Raw genomic sequence first — 17163 nt, 5'->3', positions numbered from 1 at the left:
TTCCGCGCCTAACATCACGCTCAACCCGACCGCCCACCGGCTGCGCCGCTGGGTTCCCTCCGCGCCGTGCGCTCCGGCGGCGGGTTAGCTTTAACGTTAGGCACTTGGGCGATTTTTGGTGTTTTCTGTCAGCAGTTCGGTAGCTCAATTTGGCCGCAAACACGCCCCTCAAATTCCGGCTCGCGCATCGTTGGGGCTTGGTGCATAGTGGCAGGGAAGGGCGTCGTCCACAGGGAGGTTCCGCAGGTCATGGGTTCATCGTCATTTCATCATCCCGCGCCTAACAACACGCTTAACCCGACCGCCCACCGGCTGCGCCGCTGGGTTCCCTCCGCGCGCCGCGCTCCGGCGGCGGGTTAGCTTAGGCGTTGGCCGTGAAAATAAGTCTGCGTAGATGTGCCTAGGCGAAATTTCCTGCTTTGTCATATTGTTAGGGTAGAAGTAATGAGAGGAAAATGTTAAAAGCGAAGTGCTGTTTGAGCGCGGTGCATAACAAGTTCATACACACGCTCTCTAACGAGCACTTCGGTTTTTGATGTTTACTTCATGCTATGGGGTCAAGTGATGAAGGATCGATTGACTTACGTGCAGGCCGACCGCTTATTTTCCCCCCCAACCACTCATTCGAGCACACTCGTCACCCTTCGGGTGCCAAGGTGCTCAATTCGGTTAAGTTAGGCAGCTATGAAGATCGCCGACCACATTAGGCACTCCCTTGATGCTTGCGACAGCAGAGACCTTGACAAAGGAATGCTATTCGCGTGCTTGGCAGTCGACGGCACTGCGAAAAAGATGTATCCGCAGATCGACAAGGTGGGAGAGCGATTCAGGAAATTCATCGTTGAGCATCTCGACATCATCGAATTGATGCATGGCAGCTTAAATCTTCAAGAGACTGTCTTTCCATTCAAAGACAGCAAAGGAAAGGTTGGCGTCAAGTTCGAAGACATCGTCTACGAAAAATTTCGTTGCAATCTTGCCCACGGCAACGAACTGCCAGATGGATATGGAGTAACGGTTAAGGTTCAAGATGGTATTCAGCAGTTCATGATCGACATTGAAAATCAGTCGATGACTTTGCCAGAGAGTGCAATCTACGCCCTCGGACTTCCGTGTGTTCTCGCGCCTGTAAATGCGGATCAAAGGATAGGGAACAATTCTTACCACTATCGCGATCCAATTAACCACTACGTTGTTGATCGCTGGTGGGGAAACGTCGAGTGCGCCAGAAGGATCATGGATTTCGAAAACCAGGTTAAGGTCAAAATGGACTTCTCGAATGTTTGGCCATCAGCCTAAGCTGCCTAACATTTCGTTCGAGAGGGACGCTACGCCGGCAAGCCGGCTTCGCGCCCCTCAACTCAAACGTTAGCACGCACAATTATGGACGCACTCCCCTTCATTGTGGAACTGACGAAAGCTGCTGCATGGCCACTAGCCACGATCACTCTAGCGGTCATGTTTCGCGGAGAGTTACGTAGGCTCCTCAGCCGGATCAAGAAGGGGAAAGTCGGTTCTGCCGAGTTTGAATTTGAGAATGAGGTCGAGAAACTAGCTGAACAAATTGTGACAAAGGCTCCTGGAGGTGAAGCCATTTTGTTGGAGCCAGCAACCGTTCAGTCGGCTACGGCCAACCCCCGCGAGACACTACTTAGTGCATGGATAGAGATTGAGGTGGCCCTAAAATCGCTCGCTAAAAAGCATGGCCTCCTCACTACACAAACAAGATACAACTCCATGGCACTAATCCGAGCGCTTGCGAGGGCAGAGCTTCTCCCAAGAGCCTATGTTCCTGGGTTCATGGCGCTGCGACGTCTCCGGAATACGGCCGCACACGAGGTCGACTTTAGCCCCTCCGAAGAAGCCATTCTTGGCTATCTCGAAATTGCAGAGGAACTAAAGCAACTTGTTCTGGGGGCTATCAATGCGTGCTAACCCATCAGTCAACCGGACGCCCCAACAGCGTAGCTGTTGGGGTACCCTCCGCGCGGCGCGCTCCGGCGCCGGTTACTTCAAACGTTGGGCGTCATGAAACTGCATCTGCTAGCCACTTTGGTCTTCGCAGTTCTAGCCACACCCGCTGTCGCTGAAAGCCGAGTCTGCTCGCTTAAAGACCAACAATGGATATCGAACGAACTACCCAGCTTATCGTCATGGCCTGCGATTCATAAGTCGTTCAAAAAATATGTACCTCAGTGCGATGATGGTTTTATCGCCGAGGGTTACACCGAATCAGTGGTGGTTTTACTGGCAAACCACTGGCCATCGGTTCAGGAATTCTCAGCCATCGCCAAACGCGACCCTGGCTTTCGTAAGTTTGTGCTCCACCACATTGACGCTAGCGCAGACCCCGACGACCTAAAACGTATTGAGTCACAGGCCAAGAACAACTGCCCACCTAAACAGGAAGCTATATGCTCGGAAATCCATTCCGCTGCAGTGCGAGCCATCAAAGATCTATGAACCGAACATTAACGCCCAACCCGGCAGTCGAGAGGGACGGCCAAACAGCTGCGCTGTTTGGTTCCCTCCGCGCTTCGCGCTCCGGCCGCCCCTCACTTCTACGTTAGGCATAAAAAATGGCGGTAACTCACGGTCACGGCAACCCGCATTGGACACGCGACGAAACGATCCTCGCACTCGATCTCTATTTCGATTGCGATGGCAAGATCCCGTCCAGCACAGATGACCGAGTCCAGGCGCTATCCGAACTGCTCCGTTCGTTCCCCCACCACAGCATGTCCGCTAGGAAGCCGTCGTTCAGAAACGCAGATGGTGTCGCGTTCAAGCTGCAAAACCTGAACCAAGTTGCCACAGGCAAAGGTCTCGGCAACACGTCGAAGATGGATCATCAGGTGTGGGAAGAGTTCGGCCATGACCCAGTGCGTACCAAGCAGGTCGCAAATCTCATTCGCTCCGGCATTGAGGTGGTCGAGGGTATCAAGGAGGACTCTGGCGAGTATGAGGTGTTCCCAGAGGGCAAAGTCGTAACTGAGACTCATCTGCGTAGGGAACGCAGTCCAAAGCTACGAGCGCGCCTGATCGAGCAACGGAAAAAGTCGAATGCCTTGGCCTGTGAAATCTGCGGGAGCAAGCCGCCCGCGACGTCCGAGGCTATTGAAGATGCCATGTTCGAGGCACACCACATGATTCCATTGGCAGCGTCGCAAGAGCGTCAAACCAAGCTCAAGGACATGGCTTTATTGTGTGCCAATTGCCACCGCATGCTGCATCGGGCAATTTCCGTTGAGAAACGGTGGCTATCTATAGCCGAGGCACGTTCGTTGTTGTTTGGTGGCAACAATGCCTAACCAGTGGCTCAAACACGTTCGCTTCGCTCACTGGGACGTCCCGCCTGCGGCGGGCCGCCCCTTAGCCAAACGTTAGGCCCTCATCAAGTATATGAATATTCGTTTTGCTCGAATAAATGAAATAGAAGAAATACGAGTTCTAATTGAGTTGTCTACCAGTAATTTACAAGCGGGATTTTATCGCTCTGAAATTATAGGGGAAGCATTAGAGCTTGTTTCTGGAATCAAAAAAATGGTTATTGAAAGAAAATTATTTATTGCGGAGGTATCAGGTAGCATTGTTGCTATCGGAGGGTATAAGCATTTGCAAGGAAGTAATGAAGCGGAATTAAAGGCATTCTTTGTTCACCCTGGGCATGCGAGGCAAGGGGTCGCCAGCGAAATACTGAATAAATGTGTAGCTCAACTAAAACTAGAAAAAGTTAAAAGACTGTTTCTGGTTGCCACATTAGCTGGCGAACCGTTTTACATTAAACACGGTTTTAAAGAGTCAAATAGAGAGAGCGTTACTCTTTCTAGTGGTTCGAAGTTTGAAGTGGTTCATATGAAAAAAACACTATGAAAAATGGCCTAACAAAACCAATTGAGAGGGACAAACCTCCGCGGTGCTTTTTTTGTGCTGAAAAAACTAGCACAAAAAAATCCCCACTACGGCTTGCCCCTCATTGGTGGCGTTAGGCACTCGGGTGGTTCTTGGTGTTTTCTGTCATCAGTTCGGTAGCCCAATCTGGCCGCAAGCACACGCTTCAAATTCCGGGTCGCGCATCGTTGGGGCTTGGTGCATAGTGGTAAGTCAGGGCGTCGCCCACAGGGAGGTACCGCAGGTCATGGGTTCATCGTTTTTTCATCATCCCGCGCCTAACATCACGCTCAACCCGACCGCCCACCGGCTGCGCCGTTGGGTACCCTCCGCGCGTCGCGCTCCGGCGGCGGGTTAGCTTAGGCGTTGGGCATCAAAAAAGGAGTCACAGTGAAAGCCATCGAGATAACCATCCACAACTTCCGTTCAATATGTGACGCGACGATATCACTAGATGAATATGGAATCCTTGTGGGCGTCAATAATGCAGGAAAAACGACAGTTATTGACGCTATCAGGGCTTTCTACGGCAAAGGAGTGAAATTTGATAAGACTAGGGATTTTCCACACAAGGGGGCAGAAGGCACAGAGACTTGGGTTGAAATTGAGTTTGAACCCTCTGCAGAGGAAATTGAAACATTAAAAGATGAGTATCGGTCAGAAACCAATACCTTTCGGGTAAGGAATTACCTCTATTCAGACCAGAAAGATAAGGAAGGTAAGGAAAAATCTGGGCCTTATGCCTATATAGGTGGAGTGCTGTCTGAGGAGAGGTTCTACGGCTTTAAGAATGTGGGGCAAGGGAAATTTGGCGAAATCATCTATATCCCCGCGGTTTCCAAGATTGATGAACACACTAAACTTACGGGCCCTTCAGCACTTCGAGACCTCGTGAATTCTGTTCTTTCCAAAGTCATGGAGCAATCGGGTGCCTATCAAGCACTAAGTGACTCGTTTGAACAATTCGAAGGGGCGATTAAAACTGAAACGACCACTGAGGGGCATTCGCTTCAAAGCATAGAAACCGATATTTCAAATGAACTATCCGGTTGGGGTGCCGGATTCAAACTAAATATTAACCCAGTTGGCGTTGATGACATCATAAAGGGTCTCGTTAATCATGAGATTGTTGATGAATCGTTGGGTAAAACACAACCAATCTCGGCTTATGGTCAGGGATTTCAGAGAAGTGTTATTTATACTTTGATTCGAGTGGCAGCAAAATACAGCGCTAATAAGAAGACCCCAAAGAAGAAAGAGTTCGCACCTGAGCTGACCTGGATATTATTTGAAGAACCTGAGGCATTTCTACACCCAACCCAAGTAAGTTCTTTAAACTCTGATCTACGGCTGCTTGCTGAAGCCCCCGACTCTCAAGTCCTTCTTTCTACCCACAATCCCCAGTTTGCCACTCACAGCATTCGGAAAATTACGGCAATTTGCCGGTTGCAACGAGAAGCCTGTTGCACAAAAAGTTATCAAATATCGAGCCAAGATCTGGATGCTGTTCTCACTGTTAACCAGCATGACGCTCAGGTATGGGCCGCTGCCGGAATGCAGATTGACCCCGACGATCTGCAAATTGATATGGAAGCAGTCAAGTACGCACTCTGGCTAGACGAGAAACGAAGCGCAGCATTCTTTTCTGAAAAGGTTCTTTTGGTTGAGGGGCCTACCGAAACAGCACTTCTCTCATACATGTTTGATCAGGGGCTACTCCCAAACTGCAAAGGCGTATTTATCCTAGATACCATTGGCAAGTACAACATTCACCGATTCATGCGGCTTTTTGAGGCTTTCGGGATTAAGCACTATGTCCTTTATGACTCGGACAATGCGAGGCACGCTCCAGTAGATGCGTCGATCCAGGCAACGTCCAATCCCTTTACCGGGGGCATTGACACGTTTCCCGATGACTTGGAGAGATTTCTTGGGATTGCACCGGCCGCTCGTCCGCACCGAAAGCCTCAGCACGTTATGCTCCAAGTAGCGACTAACGGCGTTGACCTCAATCCGCTGGCGTCGAAAATTAATGCGCTGGTATCGAAGTAAAGCAATGCCCAACAAGGCGCTTCACTTGACTGCAATTACGCTTCGCTTCATTGCGGCAAGTGAGCTTGGTCGTTAGAGCTTATAAAACAGGAGAGAACATGCCAAGAAGGCTCACTCAAACGAAGCCCGGAACACATCAAACGATGAAGAACACTTCGTTTGAAAGCATTGTTGTCAGTTGGCTCATGCAGGATGGATGGCAGGTATTCATCCCCATCCTAGATCATGGACACCAAACTGATTTATTGATTTCAGATGGCCCAAATTACTATCGAATCCAAGTAAAAACTGTTGATGCATGCGGGGATAATCATGTTGTGCAAAACCGTTGGGAAGGAAGTAACATTGATGTTGTTATTTTCTTTGCAAGGAATTCTAATTGGGGAGTAATCGCTCCAGCATTCGCGGAACCTGAACGGCCTTTAAATCATTCAGAGCACAGGAAATTCAACCAAACCAAAAAGGAATTTTTGCGTGAATTCCATCAGCTCTAACAAGCGGTTCGTGTGGGACGCTTCGCGCTATCGCGCGAGCGCCCCACAACCTTAACGTTAGGCAACAAGTGCGAAACGTGCTCACCTACGTTGTTTTAGCCGTTGCGATTTGGTTTACCATTCGCTTCACAAATCATATTGGGCGGTACGAGTTGCTACTGTCGTCGGGCGTACAAACTAGTGGCACAGTCATATCCACCACTTGCGGTAATCACGGCTCCTTCACTTATGAGTACATTGCCCAAGGCCGACGCGAAGTCGGGTATGGAAAATCTTCAGAGGGGGGGCTATCGTGCGATGAACTTGCCCCTGGTCGGAACATCCCAGTGACATACTTGAGTGCCTCACCAACCGAAAGTGTGGCTGGGAATGCAGCTCTTGCACTTTCAGGGGAGCGTTCGTTCGCCGCGTTCTCGGCTTTGTTTTTTCCAGCTGTTGTCCTTTGGCTGTTGCGCCGCAAAAGAGCTCAAGACAATGTCGCCTAACCCTTCATTCAACGGTGATAATTGGGGTCAGAGTAAAATTACCTCACCGGTGGGTTCACTCCCCTCGTCGCGCTCCGACTACGGGTTAGCTTAGCCGTTAGAAATCATATGCGCAGACATCGATACAAAATCCAAATAGCTTTTGCTGTACTTGCGGCGGCATTTCTACAGCCTTCTGTAGGGTGGTCAGCGTCGAGTGATGCGCAGTACTATCTTGCGGAGCCTTTTTTGGCCGCACCCGGTGTGACCGGGTATTTATACGCATGCGTGGTCATTTCAAGTCATGAGCACCACCCAAAACTTTCGTTTTACGTCCTGATGACGGACGCCAACCAGTTGCTTGCCGGAGATCAGCTCCCTGTTGTGCATGAGCGCAATGGCGAATTGACCTTCAAGTTCGTGGATGGTTGGAATGATCATGGCAAAGGGACGTTCAAAGTAAATGGTAATAAGGCAGTGTTAGACCTCACGATGACGAAGCCCTCGTCCGGCCCCCACAACATAGGGAGAAACTACGGAACGTACGTATTAACTCGAGGCTTTTGTAAGGCCTTTTTTGGAAGCAGCGCGAGAGGCGGTTAAGCGCTAACTGTTTATTGTGCAGCTGACTGTTAAGCGCCAACCCGGTTTGCCGATCATCGAGCATACAGTTGGCCACCACCGATTCATCGACCCGGATTTTTCACCGCAGGAAGCCTGTACGCGAATCGATCATAGCGAGGCTGCGCCAACGGTCGGCGTAGTCTCGACGGGTCAATAAACGGACGGATGATTCGATCCGAGAATTTTTCGTCCCATCACCCAATCGGGGTATGCGGCATTACCCCGCCATCCGCTAGCCTTCATTGACGGCGTAGCCCCAGCCAATCAACGCGGGGCGCTATTGATCATCATCTTGGGTCATCATCTTGGCCTGTCTGCTCTGAACCTGCTTGTTGCCCGATCCCCGACCCGTACACATCACCGAAGGACCCAATGCCATGCGGAAATTATTAGTTCTGGTTGTCGCCTTGCTGGCCATGCAATTGGCAGGCTGCGCCGCGCAGCAGTCCCTCACGCAAGCGGAAATTCAAACGCAAAACAAGGCTGATGCGGCGGTGGCCGGTATCCTGTTTGAGAATAATCTCGATCAAACGGCCTCATACCATGTGCACCCGGATGGCTCCGTCGTGATCAAGTTTGCGGATAGCGTCTCGTCGAGCACCTACAACAAGGTGGTCGATACGCTGAGGGCGAACCCGGCGATTCATGGTGTGCGCGCCGAGCAGAACGGGGTGGAAGTCTGTTCCTTGAGCGACATGAATCCCCGGTAGCCTTGACGCGCTGCGGTTATCCAGCTTGTGTCCTGCCGTTGCGGCAAGAACGTGGCGCAACGGTGGCAATGCGCGGCATACGGGTAGGTTGGGGTAAGGAACGCACCCCAACAATCTGAGAAACGCAGCTGAGCCGAATTACTTCTTGGCCTTGACCATTTCCTTCAGCCGCTCGGCGACCAGATTGGTGATGTTCACCGTCGGCGCGGCGTAGACGACGCCGTCGGATACGACGAGTTCATAGCCGTTCTTGGCGGCAACTTCCTTGATGGCCTGCAATACGGTCTGTTGCAGCTTGCCGAGGGCCTCGCTCTTTTTCAGATTCAGGTCGTCCTGAAAGTCGTTCTGCTTCTGCTGGATGCGGAGCATTTTCTGATCGATCTGCTGGTGCAGCTTGGTGCGCTCGGCATCGCTCATGCTCGCGCCGTCCTTGTCCAGCTTGTTTTGCAGCCCCTGTACCTGCTGTTGCAGGTCGTTGATTTCCTGCTCGCGCGGGGAGAATTCCTGTTCCAGCGCCTGCTTGGCCATATCCGCCTGCGGCGCCTGCTCCATGAGGGCAACGGAATTCACATAACCCACCTTGACCGAACCGGCCGAGGCCTGGCCAACGAACGCAAACAACAGAACCAACAGGGACACACCAAGACGCGCGGCGCGACACATAACCAGACTCCTGACAATACACACGGGAAAATGCCCCAAGAACGGGGAACGCGACGAAACGAATGCTCCGCCAACCGCTATTAGAGCAGGGATTTCGGCGTTTGTTTTACGTTTGAAGGGGCGCAATGAAAATATATTTTTACAGAGCGAAAAACCCCGCCCGGTTGGTAAATGTTTCGACCACCCCATGCGATCAAATGCGATCTGTGTAACGCAAGGGTACCGGATCTCGACACCGGCCCCTTGCAAATTCCGATGGGCCCTGTACATATGTACCCGAGACATTTCCCGAAGGAGCGCACGTTATGTCCGAAAAACCCGACGATACCGATTCCGTCCTGCGCTGGGCCGGACTCAACCACGAACAACGCCAGCATGCGGCCGATGCCCTCGAATCGATGGGTTTGGGCGGCATGAGTCTCGATAACCGCATGGACAGCATGCAGCCCAACCTCGTGACCATCCGCCGCCATGATGGAAAGCACACCCTCCGCACGCACACCGTTCTGGAAGATCATCAGCTACTGCTGATCGGGCCCATCGGCCATACGGGCCTGATGCTGGGCGAGGATATCGAGATCTCGTTCGAAAATACGACGCTGATCGGCACGGTGGAAAAGATTGAGCCCACACACCGAAGCGACGACGAACCGGGTTCCGAAATCGTCTGGCTGCGGACCCTCCCCGCCCCGCTGCATACAGTGGAATCCACGGTGCTCTAGGGGCTTCGTTCGGATTCAATGACCTTCGAGGGTATTTACGGACGCATGGCCGGACATACCATAGCGAGTGCCGAGGCGGTCACTGAATGCCCTGACGACGCGCCTCATGTTCCAGCAGTTATTTCAATTTTTCACGCAGCTCCGGGTGCGATCGTCCGCCACACAGCTGTGATAAACCTTGATCTGAGCGCTCAAGGGATCGTTCGAATGGGGCATCGGCGCATAGAGCACCTGACCCGGTTCGATCATGCTGGTGACACGCCCCACACGTGCGCAGACCATCTCAGTATCCTGCCACTGCGCGAGTTTTCCTTCCGTATCCCAGCACCACGTAACCAGAATCGGTACATCACACTGATTTTCGGCCAGTGGCGTAACGCACTTGGGGAAACGGCCATAGAAATTGATCTGCGCCAATTCCTTCTGCTTTTTCACCCGCTCCCTTTGCCGTTTCAGCTGATCGATCCGTTCATCCAGGAACGCATGTACGGGAATCGCTCTCTGGACAGTGCCAGAACACCCATCCATCGCACAGGTGTCCTTGATCTGGATCGATTTTCCAGCTAGCAAACGATCCCTTTGCCTGAGCCAGGCCCGCTCCGCTTCGATGAGCGTGGGACGTTTTTCCGGTGGGGTCGCCTTGAGCAGGGCCTGATACTGACGATTCAATTGCCGGTCCAGTTGCACATAGTCCCGATCCAGCAACATCCGCTCGGCGTGGGTATTGCCCAGCGGCCAATGGGCAGCCGTATCTTCGGGTCGTGTCAACAGGCTGACCACGAGTGGGCTCGTCAAATGCAAATGAATGTACTGCTCGGGATTTTCCAACGGCACGCCGACCGAGGCCTGATCACAGGCGGTACTGCGCGCTTCCCTGCCAATCATCCCAGTGTTGGCAAATACGCTCAGCTTGTTTGTGGATGAATCCATCTCAACCTGCGCACAGGAGGGTAGCCCCTCACCTACTATTTCCTGCCCAGCCTTCAACCAGTGTGCGTAGTGTGCCTTGTCCGGCATACCCTCCTTTTCGGTATCCATTTCATAGGCACAGCTGGCCAGCAGGTCGTTCCAGGCATGATCGAAAGCCGCCTCGTCGTATTTCGCCCCCATGCAGGTATCCCGACTATCTGGAACCGCCAGACCGAAAATCGCCGGATTTTTCGAAAAGAAATACGATCCATACCATTCATCGGGATGAGCCCCACCGTCGTAACCGATACCGCAATCCATCTGAAAATAGGCAGGGTGCTCAACCAGATGACACTCGCCCTCGATATCGCTTCCGCCGTATCCCGTCCAGGGCGTACTCGCCGTAAAGTCGCGGCTTTCTCCCGTCCCCTTGACCTTAAGCGCGTCGCTGGGCAGCAATCGCGCCGGATATGGCGAGTTGGGACCACAGAACGCCCGCATGCAATCGTCCTGATCCCCCGGCTCGGGCATTGGCATCTGATAACCGACCCAGGGAAGTTCGGTTAATCGGCGCCAGTGACCATCAAGCTGCATCATGAGCGCGCCATCCGCGAAACCTATTTGCCAATCTCGCCCATCCGCCAAACGGCCATGCTTCCAAGGCAGAAAATGCTGCAATACGAAATAGTCATTCAATGCCTGAAAAAGCGACTTGTCCGCTTTCGGCCATAAAACAGGTAACGCCAACAGGTTGCGAATCGAATCCAGTGCAGTTTGAGGCAACGGCGCATCGAGCGCATGATGCCGCCCCTGTTCATACCAGTTTCGCCAAGTGGCAGTACTATCCGACCAATGGGATTCATACTTATTGAGCGCCGCCAGAGCCAAATCCTGACCAACGACTTCGTGGAATTCAGCCTGCAAAATCATGGCCTGTTGCAATGCGCCAATATCCAGCCACTGCACGCCGGGGTGCAAGGCGGCGGATTTCACCGCTTCGGACAGACAAGCAAGATCCCCCCGCATCAAACAAAGCACCCGAGCCACCCGTATGATGCGTAGATCCGGGCTATCAGCGAAACCTGAAAAATCCAATTGATTGAGCGTCCGGTAATCTGGAGTCCGCAGCAACTCATCCAGAATCCGTAATTGGTGGGCAGCGACCAGATTCAAACGCATCACGTCGGCACTTGCGTCTGCCAACTCGGAGAAGGAAGCTCCCTCCGTCGCATTTTGCCCCTTTTGCCACTGATAGATATTGTCATCCGCCACCATGAGTAGCCCATGAAGAGGGTTATCGACCCACTCGACGCTGCCAATCAGAAAATGACTCCAGGGCACACCGCCCGCACGCGAAAACAGGGAATCCGGCGTGGGAAATGGCGTGCGGGGATCGTAATTTTCGACGGAGCCACTGGCGTTAATCATTCGCGTGACGCGCTGCCACGCGGCGGGAGGCGTAAACGTGAAAAAATCGACAGCGAATCCGCCCAGGTGTCGCCGGGCAGAAAGATCCTTCGGCGCGAAAAAATAGGCAAGATCGCACCAGCCATCCCCATTCCAATCGACCCGATCAGTCCGAACCCGTTCATAACCCACTGGCGGCCGATCAACTGGCAAATCCGCGCCAGACATTCGGCACTCCGGTACCGACAGGGACACTGCGATGGCCACATCGCCATGGGGGGACTTGCCGACATCAGCAACTGGCTTCGCGACAACCAAGGGGGCAAAAAGGAACAGGCTCAACAAAGCCCATAGATATCGGCTCATAAATAACTCCATTTATTCAGTCCGAGCGAAACACCGATAGCTGCCCCTCATTGGGGACTTGCGGTATTGCAGTGCAGCACTTTCTTCCCGTGAAAGTGCTGATCGAATCAACACAACCAAATCTTACATGCTATTGTTTCCTGAATAAAACCATAAAGTTTCACGCCATGGACCTGCGTGCCGACCCCATCGACGACGACCCCCGCTATGCCGCGATCATTGCCGAGGCCGAACAGGCGGCGGAAGCCGAACTTTCGAGCATCGGCATCTCGTTCGGAATGGGCTATTGCTATCCGTTCTGGTCCGCCAAGAAGCAGATTCTGAAGGAACGATTCGGTATCGACTGGCAGACGCCCGAGGAACTCAACCCGGACGTCCTATTCGATTGAATCCCGCTTAACGCGGCCTGACTCGCCGTTTTCTACGGCCCCCTTGCTCTAACCCGCATTCGATCCTCCTGTTCGATCGTCCCGTTCCGGCGTATTGCGACGGCGTACGTGTTTGCCCGTAGGTATTCGACCGTAGATAGCTCGAGATGCGGCTTCGTTATCCTTGGTCGCAGGCATGACCCCTGACATACACCTGGGCTTACACCTGGGCATCCCCCGGGCATACCCCCTGACTTGGACCTGGTATCCGCAGGCCCCACGGGAAATGCCGGTCACGACAACCTAGACCTGAAAACAGGCAGCACAGGAGGCGCGAGATGATTATTTTTGCCGAAAAATCCGAAGATATTCTGCGATGGGCCGGTATCGGCACTGCCCAGCGAAAAATGGCCGCCGATGCGCTGGAATCCATGGGCATGGCCGACATGAGCCTGGACAATCGCCAGGAGATCTTGGAGAAGCAATGGATCCACATTTACCGGCGCGATGCCAAGCGCACTTTTGCCAGCAATACCCTGGTGCGACACCAGTTCCTGCTGCTGATGGGGCCGGCGGGGCACACCGGCCTGGAAATCGGCGACGACATTCTGGTCGCGTTCAGCGACACCTCCCTCACGGGCATCGTGAACAAGATCGAACCGGCCAAGCGCCGGGACGATATTGCCGGATTCGAACTGGTGTTCCTCCGGACGATTCCCGCCCCGGTGCAGGTGCCCTAGCCGCCTGCGTGGATTGGGGGCACTGGCGTTGATTCAGGCCGCGACGTCCACCAGTACCATGCCGTTCTCGATGCGCATGGGGTATTCCTTCATGGCGCAGCCGGTCGGCTGAAGGCCCTGGCCGGTTCGGCCGTCGAATACCCAGCCATGGGCGATGCAGTAGAGGATGCGGCCGTTGAAGTCGCCCCGGCCAAGCGAGACATCCTCGTGCGGGCAGCGGGCCTCGTAGGCCTTGGGCTTGCCGCCATCGGCCCACATGATGACGATTTCCTTGTCGCCGACCATGCAGGGAACGAGTTCCCCTTCATACAGCAACGATGCCTTGCAGACGGTTTCAAATGCCATGATGTCTCCTCCGGGGATAAGCGATGAACGGGCGCCTCAGCTGCCCAGCATGAGGTTGAACACCTGTCGCAGCAGATTGAGTTCGGTCATGGGCAGGCCGCGCAGGGTACTGATCGGCATGAATACGCCGCCCAGGGATTCCACCAGATCGCGTGGCGCATCGGGCGTGCTGAAACGGGCCAGATGGATTCGGATGGGACCATCCGTCCCCGCCATCCAGGCACCGAATTCGCTATCTACGGCAAGCTTTCCACCGGCAATCAACGCGGGATCGAGCCCCAGCCGGGCCGTGAGGGCATTCATGACCGCAGCGGGTTCGTGGATCTCATCGATAGCTGCCGGCGCGTCGGCCGGACTGGCACCGTCCGGCAGCGCTTCCGGCAAGAGGATGCTGCTGTCGATGCGCGCAAAGACGAGATTGGCGCTGTAGCTGTCGAAATGGCTCAGGATCACGCGGTTGCGTTCGAGGATGGTGGTGTCGTTCATGAGTTGGCGGGTTCCTGAGTGATCGTGGATGGTGGTGGATGGTGATGGTGGATGGCACTCGACGCTGCGGGGGCATTGGAAGATGGGCCATAGCGTGATGAGTCAAAGTGTGATGAGTCAGAGCGTGATGAACCGGGAAGTGATTAACCAGGGCGTGATGGGCGGATCAGGCCGGCGAACCGATAGTCACGATCAGGGGTTCTAGGCCGGCCACGGTCGCTTCCAGCACGTCGCCGATTTCGACCGGGCCGACACCGGGCGGCGTGCCCGTGAAGATGAGGTCGCCGGGGAACAGTTCGACGTAGGTGGAGAGGTGGCTGACGATCTCGGGCACGCTCATGATCATGTCGCTGATGTCACCGCTCTGGCGCACTTCGCCGTTCACCTTGAGTTCGATCTTGCCGCGCGCGATGTTGCCGCAGAAGCACTCCGGCGTAATGGCCGTGCACGGGGCGGAATGGTCGAAGGCCTTGGCCATTTCCCAGGGGCCCCGCGTGTCTCGCGCCACCCGCTGCAGATCGCGCCGGGTCATGTCGAGCCCCACGGCATAGCCGAACACGTAGTCGTAATCGACGCGATCGGCCGGAATGTTGCGCCCGCCCTTGTGCAGGGCCACCACCATCTCCACCTCGGGCTGGAAATCCCGGGTATGCGGCGGATACGGCAGGATCGAATGGTTCTGCATGATGGCGTTGGCCGGCTTCATGAAGAACACGGGTTCCTGCTTGCCTGGATCGCCGCCCATTTCCCGGACGTGCTCGGCATAGTTCAGGCCGATGCAGAAGATCCGGCGGACCGGGAACGGGCGTGTCGACATGGCTTCGAGGGTGACGACAGGGGCAGGCGCAAACGCGTAATCCATGGATGGGTTCTCTCCAGTTCAGAAATGGACAATGGCATGGGCTCGGAATGAATGAGGTGCGGGATGGCGGTCAGATCAGGCGCTGGCCGTCACGATACCCGCCATCCAGGGCGTACTCCTGATAGTAAATCGTGAAGTGTTGCTCCATCTGCGTTTCGTCGGGGATGCTGTCGGTCCGATCCGGGTACAGCGACAGCAGCACGTTCCGATGGGTTTGCCAGGCCCTGAGCACGGCCGCTCGCGCCGCAGCCCGATCGCGCCCCGCCCCGCGGAACATGAAGCGCGCCGTATTCATCTCGGCGATGACGAAAGTCTGCGACTCGTCGTTCGTGATCACATCGTTTGCCATGAAAGACGGACCTCCATCCGTTTCACCCCGGCGGCAGGCACACGCCGGAATCGGTTAACTGTCAGGACGAGCAACTGACCTCGATCCGGCGCTGATCGGGCGGGGGTTCGGCAGCATAGCCCTCGAATTCGGGTTGTGCGTCGAAGGGCCGCGCCAGCACGGTCATCAACCGTTCGACTTCGCTGAAGTCGCCCTCTTCCGCCCGCTCGATCGCCATCTGGGCCAGGTGGTTGCGCAGGATGTATTTGGGATTGACCCGGTTCATCCGCTCCGCCCGTTCGGCATCGTTCGTGTTGCCCTCTGCCCGCAAGCGCGACCGGTAATCGGCGACCCAGGCGTCGAAGGCCGCGAGGTCGGCCATCTCCTCGCGCACGCCGATGGCGGGCCCGTCCGTGTCTGTCTGCACCCGTGCCAGATGGCGGAAGCTGCGGGTGAAGTCGCTCTTGCCGCGCTGCATCAGGGTGAGCAGACGAATCACGAGATCCGCATCGCCGGGACGGATTTCCCGCAGGCCGAGCTTGTCGGCCCAGCGCCGCATCACCGTGACGGAGAACGTCTCGCTGTACCGCCCATAAAGCTCGGTGGCCCGCGCACCGACCTCTTCCTCGGTTTCGCCAAGCAGGGGCAAGGTGGCCTGCAACAGGCGCGAACAGTTCCACTGGCCGATTTCCGGCTGCGCGCCGTAGGCGTATCGCCCCTCGAAATCGGACTGGTTGCAGACGTGGTGCTGCCGGAAGGCATCCATGAAGCCGAAGGGGCCGTAATCCAGCGTCAGTCCGAGGGCCGAGAAATTGTCCGTGTTCATCACGCCATGGCAGAAGCCGACGGTCTGCCAATGGGCGATCAGCCGTGCGGTGCGCTCGATCACTTCCCCCAGCCAGGCGGCATGACGATCCGGCAGACCGACCAGATGGGGAAAATGCGTCTCGATGACGTGATCCGCCAGCGGCGCCAGGGCATCGTGCTGCCCCCGCGAGTAGAACCATTCGAAATGACCGAAGCGAACGAAACTCGGTGCCACCCGGCAGACGATGGCCGCGGGCTCCACGGTTTCGCGGAACACCGGTTGCGGCGAGGTCACGAGACTCAGGCAACGCGTGGTCGGCACGCCAAGCGCATGCATGGCCTCGGAGCACAGGTACTCGCGGATGGACGAACGCAATACGGCACGTCCGTCCGCCCCGCGCGAGAAGGGCGTCGGGCCGGCCCCCTTGAGCTGAAGCTCCGCGCGAGTACCGTCGGGCCGCCGGATTTCGGCGATCATCAGGGCACGGCCATCGCCCAGCTGCGGATTCCAGTTGCCGAACTGATGCCCGGCATACACGGAAGCCAGTGGCGCGTAGTTCGGCCAGGACGCGTTGCCGGACAGGATATCCGTCAGATCCGATGCCTGCGTGGCGGAAAGGCCCAATTCGTCAGCGAGGCCCGCATTGAAATGTACCAGGGTCGGCGACGGCAGCGGCGTCGGCGCCACCGTCACGTGATAGGCACCGCCCAGCGCAGCATAGCGAGGCGCCAGCGGCACGTCGGCGGGGTGCTGCGCCGGGGGGCGCGCCCTCGCTTCGGCATCCGCATTCGTCGAAAACGTCATGCGGTCGATTATGGGGTCGGTCATCATGTCGGCCATCGGGGCTGTTTCGCAGTCGTTCATGCTCACAACCCTAGTTCATTGACGGCTGGGCGCAAGGGGTTTCGCGGGATTTCGTGGGAT

General features: G+C 55.3%; 19 protein-coding genes. 11 read left to right on the top strand and 8 right to left on the bottom strand.

The features are described from left to right. Positions 1–684 precede the first annotated feature (684 nt). The 7 genes from A9404_RS01520 (at position 685) to A9404_RS13050 (ending at position 6437) form a co-directional block, all read left to right on the top strand. Positions 685–1299 carry a hypothetical protein gene (locus tag A9404_RS01520; RefSeq protein ID WP_066098026.1) on the top strand — a complete coding sequence of 205 codons (615 nt, stop codon included), beginning with the start codon at positions 685–687 and terminating at the stop codon, positions 1297–1299. 84 nt (positions 1300–1383) lie between these two features. Continuing rightward, positions 1384–1935, top strand: coding sequence for a hypothetical protein (locus A9404_RS01515; RefSeq protein ID WP_066098025.1), 552 nt, complete (start codon positions 1384–1386; stop codon positions 1933–1935). A 93-nt stretch (positions 1936–2028) separates the two neighbouring features. Further along, complete coding sequence (locus tag A9404_RS13275) at positions 2029–2463, top strand: hypothetical protein (protein WP_156521190.1); 435 nt, start codon at positions 2029–2031, stop codon at positions 2461–2463. A 116-nt stretch (positions 2464–2579) separates the two neighbouring features. Further along, positions 2580–3311 carry an HNH endonuclease gene (locus tag A9404_RS01510; RefSeq protein ID WP_066098024.1) on the top strand — a complete coding sequence of 244 codons (732 nt, stop codon included), beginning with the start codon at positions 2580–2582 and terminating at the stop codon, positions 3309–3311. Positions 3312–3402: 91 nt separating this feature from the next. Next, positions 3403–3873, top strand: coding sequence for a GNAT family N-acetyltransferase (locus A9404_RS13055; protein WP_082922650.1), 471 nt, complete (start codon positions 3403–3405; stop codon positions 3871–3873). Positions 3874–4281: 408 nt separating this feature from the next. Then, positions 4282–5943 carry an ATP-dependent nuclease gene (locus tag A9404_RS01505; protein WP_066098022.1) on the top strand — a complete coding sequence of 554 codons (1662 nt, stop codon included), beginning with the start codon at positions 4282–4284 and terminating at the stop codon, positions 5941–5943. Between the two features lie 143 nt (positions 5944–6086). After that, positions 6087–6437, top strand: a complete 351-nt coding sequence (locus A9404_RS13050; protein WP_197490391.1) for a PDDEXK-like family protein — start codon at positions 6087–6089, stop codon at positions 6435–6437. A gap of 761 nt (positions 6438–7198) precedes the next feature. On the opposite strand, the gene A9404_RS13270 is transcribed toward A9404_RS13050, so the two are convergent. Continuing rightward, entirely contained in the window at positions 7199–7342 is a 144-nt protein-coding gene (locus A9404_RS13270) for a hypothetical protein (RefSeq protein WP_156521189.1), read from the bottom strand. A gap of 560 nt (positions 7343–7902) precedes the next feature. Here A9404_RS13270 and A9404_RS01500 point away from each other — a divergent pair. Beyond that, positions 7903–8235: a hypothetical protein gene (locus A9404_RS01500; protein WP_156521188.1), complete on the top strand. Its 333-nt coding sequence runs from the start codon at positions 7903–7905 to the stop codon at positions 8233–8235. Positions 8236–8373: 138 nt separating this feature from the next. On the opposite strand, the gene A9404_RS01495 is transcribed toward A9404_RS01500, so the two are convergent. Then, positions 8374–8898: an OmpH family outer membrane protein gene (locus A9404_RS01495; RefSeq protein ID WP_082922647.1), complete on the bottom strand. Its 525-nt coding sequence runs from the start codon at positions 8896–8898 to the stop codon at positions 8374–8376. Positions 8899–9203: 305 nt separating this feature from the next. Between A9404_RS01495 and A9404_RS01490 the strand changes: the two genes are divergently transcribed. Then, positions 9204–9620, top strand: coding sequence for a hypothetical protein (locus tag A9404_RS01490; protein WP_066098018.1), 417 nt, complete (start codon positions 9204–9206; stop codon positions 9618–9620). Between the two features lie 123 nt (positions 9621–9743). On the opposite strand, the gene A9404_RS01485 is transcribed toward A9404_RS01490, so the two are convergent. After that, positions 9744–12314 (bottom strand): lysozyme inhibitor LprI family protein, encoded by a 2571-nt coding sequence (locus A9404_RS01485; protein WP_082922646.1) that lies wholly within the window; start codon positions 12312–12314, stop codon positions 9744–9746. Positions 12315–12469: 155 nt separating this feature from the next. Here A9404_RS01485 and A9404_RS01480 point away from each other — a divergent pair, with 155 nt between their 5' ends. Both A9404_RS01480 and A9404_RS01475 read left to right on the top strand, forming a co-directional pair. Further along, positions 12470–12691 (top strand): hypothetical protein, encoded by a 222-nt coding sequence (locus A9404_RS01480; protein WP_066098014.1) that lies wholly within the window; start codon positions 12470–12472, stop codon positions 12689–12691. A 317-nt stretch (positions 12692–13008) separates the two neighbouring features. Beyond that, on the top strand, positions 13009–13410 hold the full coding sequence (locus A9404_RS01475) for a hypothetical protein (RefSeq protein WP_066098012.1): 402 nt from the start codon (positions 13009–13011) through the stop codon (positions 13408–13410). 33 nt (positions 13411–13443) lie between these two features. Here A9404_RS01475 and A9404_RS01470 read toward each other — a convergent pair whose 3' ends face one another. The 5 genes from A9404_RS01470 to A9404_RS01450 form a co-directional block, all read right to left on the bottom strand. Next, entirely contained in the window at positions 13444–13755 is a 312-nt protein-coding gene (locus tag A9404_RS01470; protein ID WP_066098011.1) for a Rieske 2Fe-2S domain-containing protein, read from the bottom strand. A gap of 36 nt (positions 13756–13791) precedes the next feature. After that, complete coding sequence (locus A9404_RS01465) at positions 13792–14241, bottom strand: hypothetical protein (RefSeq protein ID WP_066098009.1); 450 nt, start codon at positions 14239–14241, stop codon at positions 13792–13794. A gap of 166 nt (positions 14242–14407) precedes the next feature. After that, positions 14408–15103: a fumarylacetoacetate hydrolase family protein gene (locus A9404_RS01460; protein ID WP_066098008.1), complete on the bottom strand. Its 696-nt coding sequence runs from the start codon at positions 15101–15103 to the stop codon at positions 14408–14410. Between the two features lie 70 nt (positions 15104–15173). Beyond that, on the bottom strand, positions 15174–15452 hold the full coding sequence (locus tag A9404_RS01455) for a hypothetical protein (protein WP_197490390.1): 279 nt from the start codon (positions 15450–15452) through the stop codon (positions 15174–15176). A 61-nt stretch (positions 15453–15513) separates the two neighbouring features. Beyond that, positions 15514–17103 (bottom strand): protein adenylyltransferase SelO, encoded by a 1590-nt coding sequence (locus A9404_RS01450; protein WP_231880931.1) that lies wholly within the window; start codon positions 17101–17103, stop codon positions 15514–15516. Positions 17104–17163 lie beyond the last annotated feature (60 nt).

Source organism: Halothiobacillus diazotrophicus, assembly GCF_001663815.1.
GTDB lineage: Bacteria > Pseudomonadota > Gammaproteobacteria > Halothiobacillales > Halothiobacillaceae > Halothiobacillus > Halothiobacillus diazotrophicus.
This window is presented reverse-complemented; position numbering and strand designations above follow the sequence as displayed.

Excerpts from the sequence above, each read along its gene's own strand:
- A9404_RS01495 (WP_082922647.1), bottom strand. The coding sequence starts at position 8,898 with ATGTGTCGCGCCGCGCGTCTTGGTGTGTCCCTGTTGGTTCTGTTGTTT.
- A9404_RS01460 (WP_066098008.1), bottom strand. The coding sequence starts at position 15,103 with ATGGATTACGCGTTTGCGCCTGCCCCTGTCGTCACCCTCGAAGCCATG.
- A9404_RS13055 (WP_082922650.1), top strand. The coding sequence starts at position 3,403 with ATGAATATTCGTTTTGCTCGAATAAATGAAATAGAAGAAATACGAGTT.
- A9404_RS13050 (WP_197490391.1), top strand. The coding sequence starts at position 6,087 with ATGAAGAACACTTCGTTTGAAAGCATTGTTGTCAGTTGGCTCATGCAG.
- A9404_RS01450 (WP_231880931.1), bottom strand. The coding sequence starts at position 17,103 with ATGAACGACTGCGAAACAGCCCCGATGGCCGACATGATGACCGACCCC.
- A9404_RS01470 (WP_066098011.1), bottom strand. The coding sequence starts at position 13,755 with ATGGCATTTGAAACCGTCTGCAAGGCATCGTTGCTGTATGAAGGGGAA.
- A9404_RS13275 (WP_156521190.1), top strand. The coding sequence starts at position 2,029 with ATGAAACTGCATCTGCTAGCCACTTTGGTCTTCGCAGTTCTAGCCACA.
- A9404_RS01480 (WP_066098014.1), top strand. The coding sequence starts at position 12,470 with ATGGACCTGCGTGCCGACCCCATCGACGACGACCCCCGCTATGCCGCG.
- A9404_RS01490 (WP_066098018.1), top strand. The coding sequence starts at position 9,204 with ATGTCCGAAAAACCCGACGATACCGATTCCGTCCTGCGCTGGGCCGGA.
- A9404_RS13270 (WP_156521189.1), bottom strand. The coding sequence starts at position 7,342 with ATGATCATTCCAACCATCCACGAACTTGAAGGTCAATTCGCCATTGCG.
- A9404_RS01520 (WP_066098026.1), top strand. The coding sequence starts at position 685 with ATGAAGATCGCCGACCACATTAGGCACTCCCTTGATGCTTGCGACAGC.
- A9404_RS01465 (WP_066098009.1), bottom strand. The coding sequence starts at position 14,241 with ATGAACGACACCACCATCCTCGAACGCAACCGCGTGATCCTGAGCCAT.
- A9404_RS01455 (WP_197490390.1), bottom strand. The coding sequence starts at position 15,452 with ATGGCAAACGATGTGATCACGAACGACGAGTCGCAGACTTTCGTCATC.
- A9404_RS01475 (WP_066098012.1), top strand. The coding sequence starts at position 13,009 with ATGATTATTTTTGCCGAAAAATCCGAAGATATTCTGCGATGGGCCGGT.
- A9404_RS01510 (WP_066098024.1), top strand. The coding sequence starts at position 2,580 with ATGGCGGTAACTCACGGTCACGGCAACCCGCATTGGACACGCGACGAA.
- A9404_RS01500 (WP_156521188.1), top strand. The coding sequence starts at position 7,903 with ATGCGGAAATTATTAGTTCTGGTTGTCGCCTTGCTGGCCATGCAATTG.
- A9404_RS01485 (WP_082922646.1), bottom strand. The coding sequence starts at position 12,314 with ATGGAGTTATTTATGAGCCGATATCTATGGGCTTTGTTGAGCCTGTTC.
- A9404_RS01515 (WP_066098025.1), top strand. The coding sequence starts at position 1,384 with ATGGACGCACTCCCCTTCATTGTGGAACTGACGAAAGCTGCTGCATGG.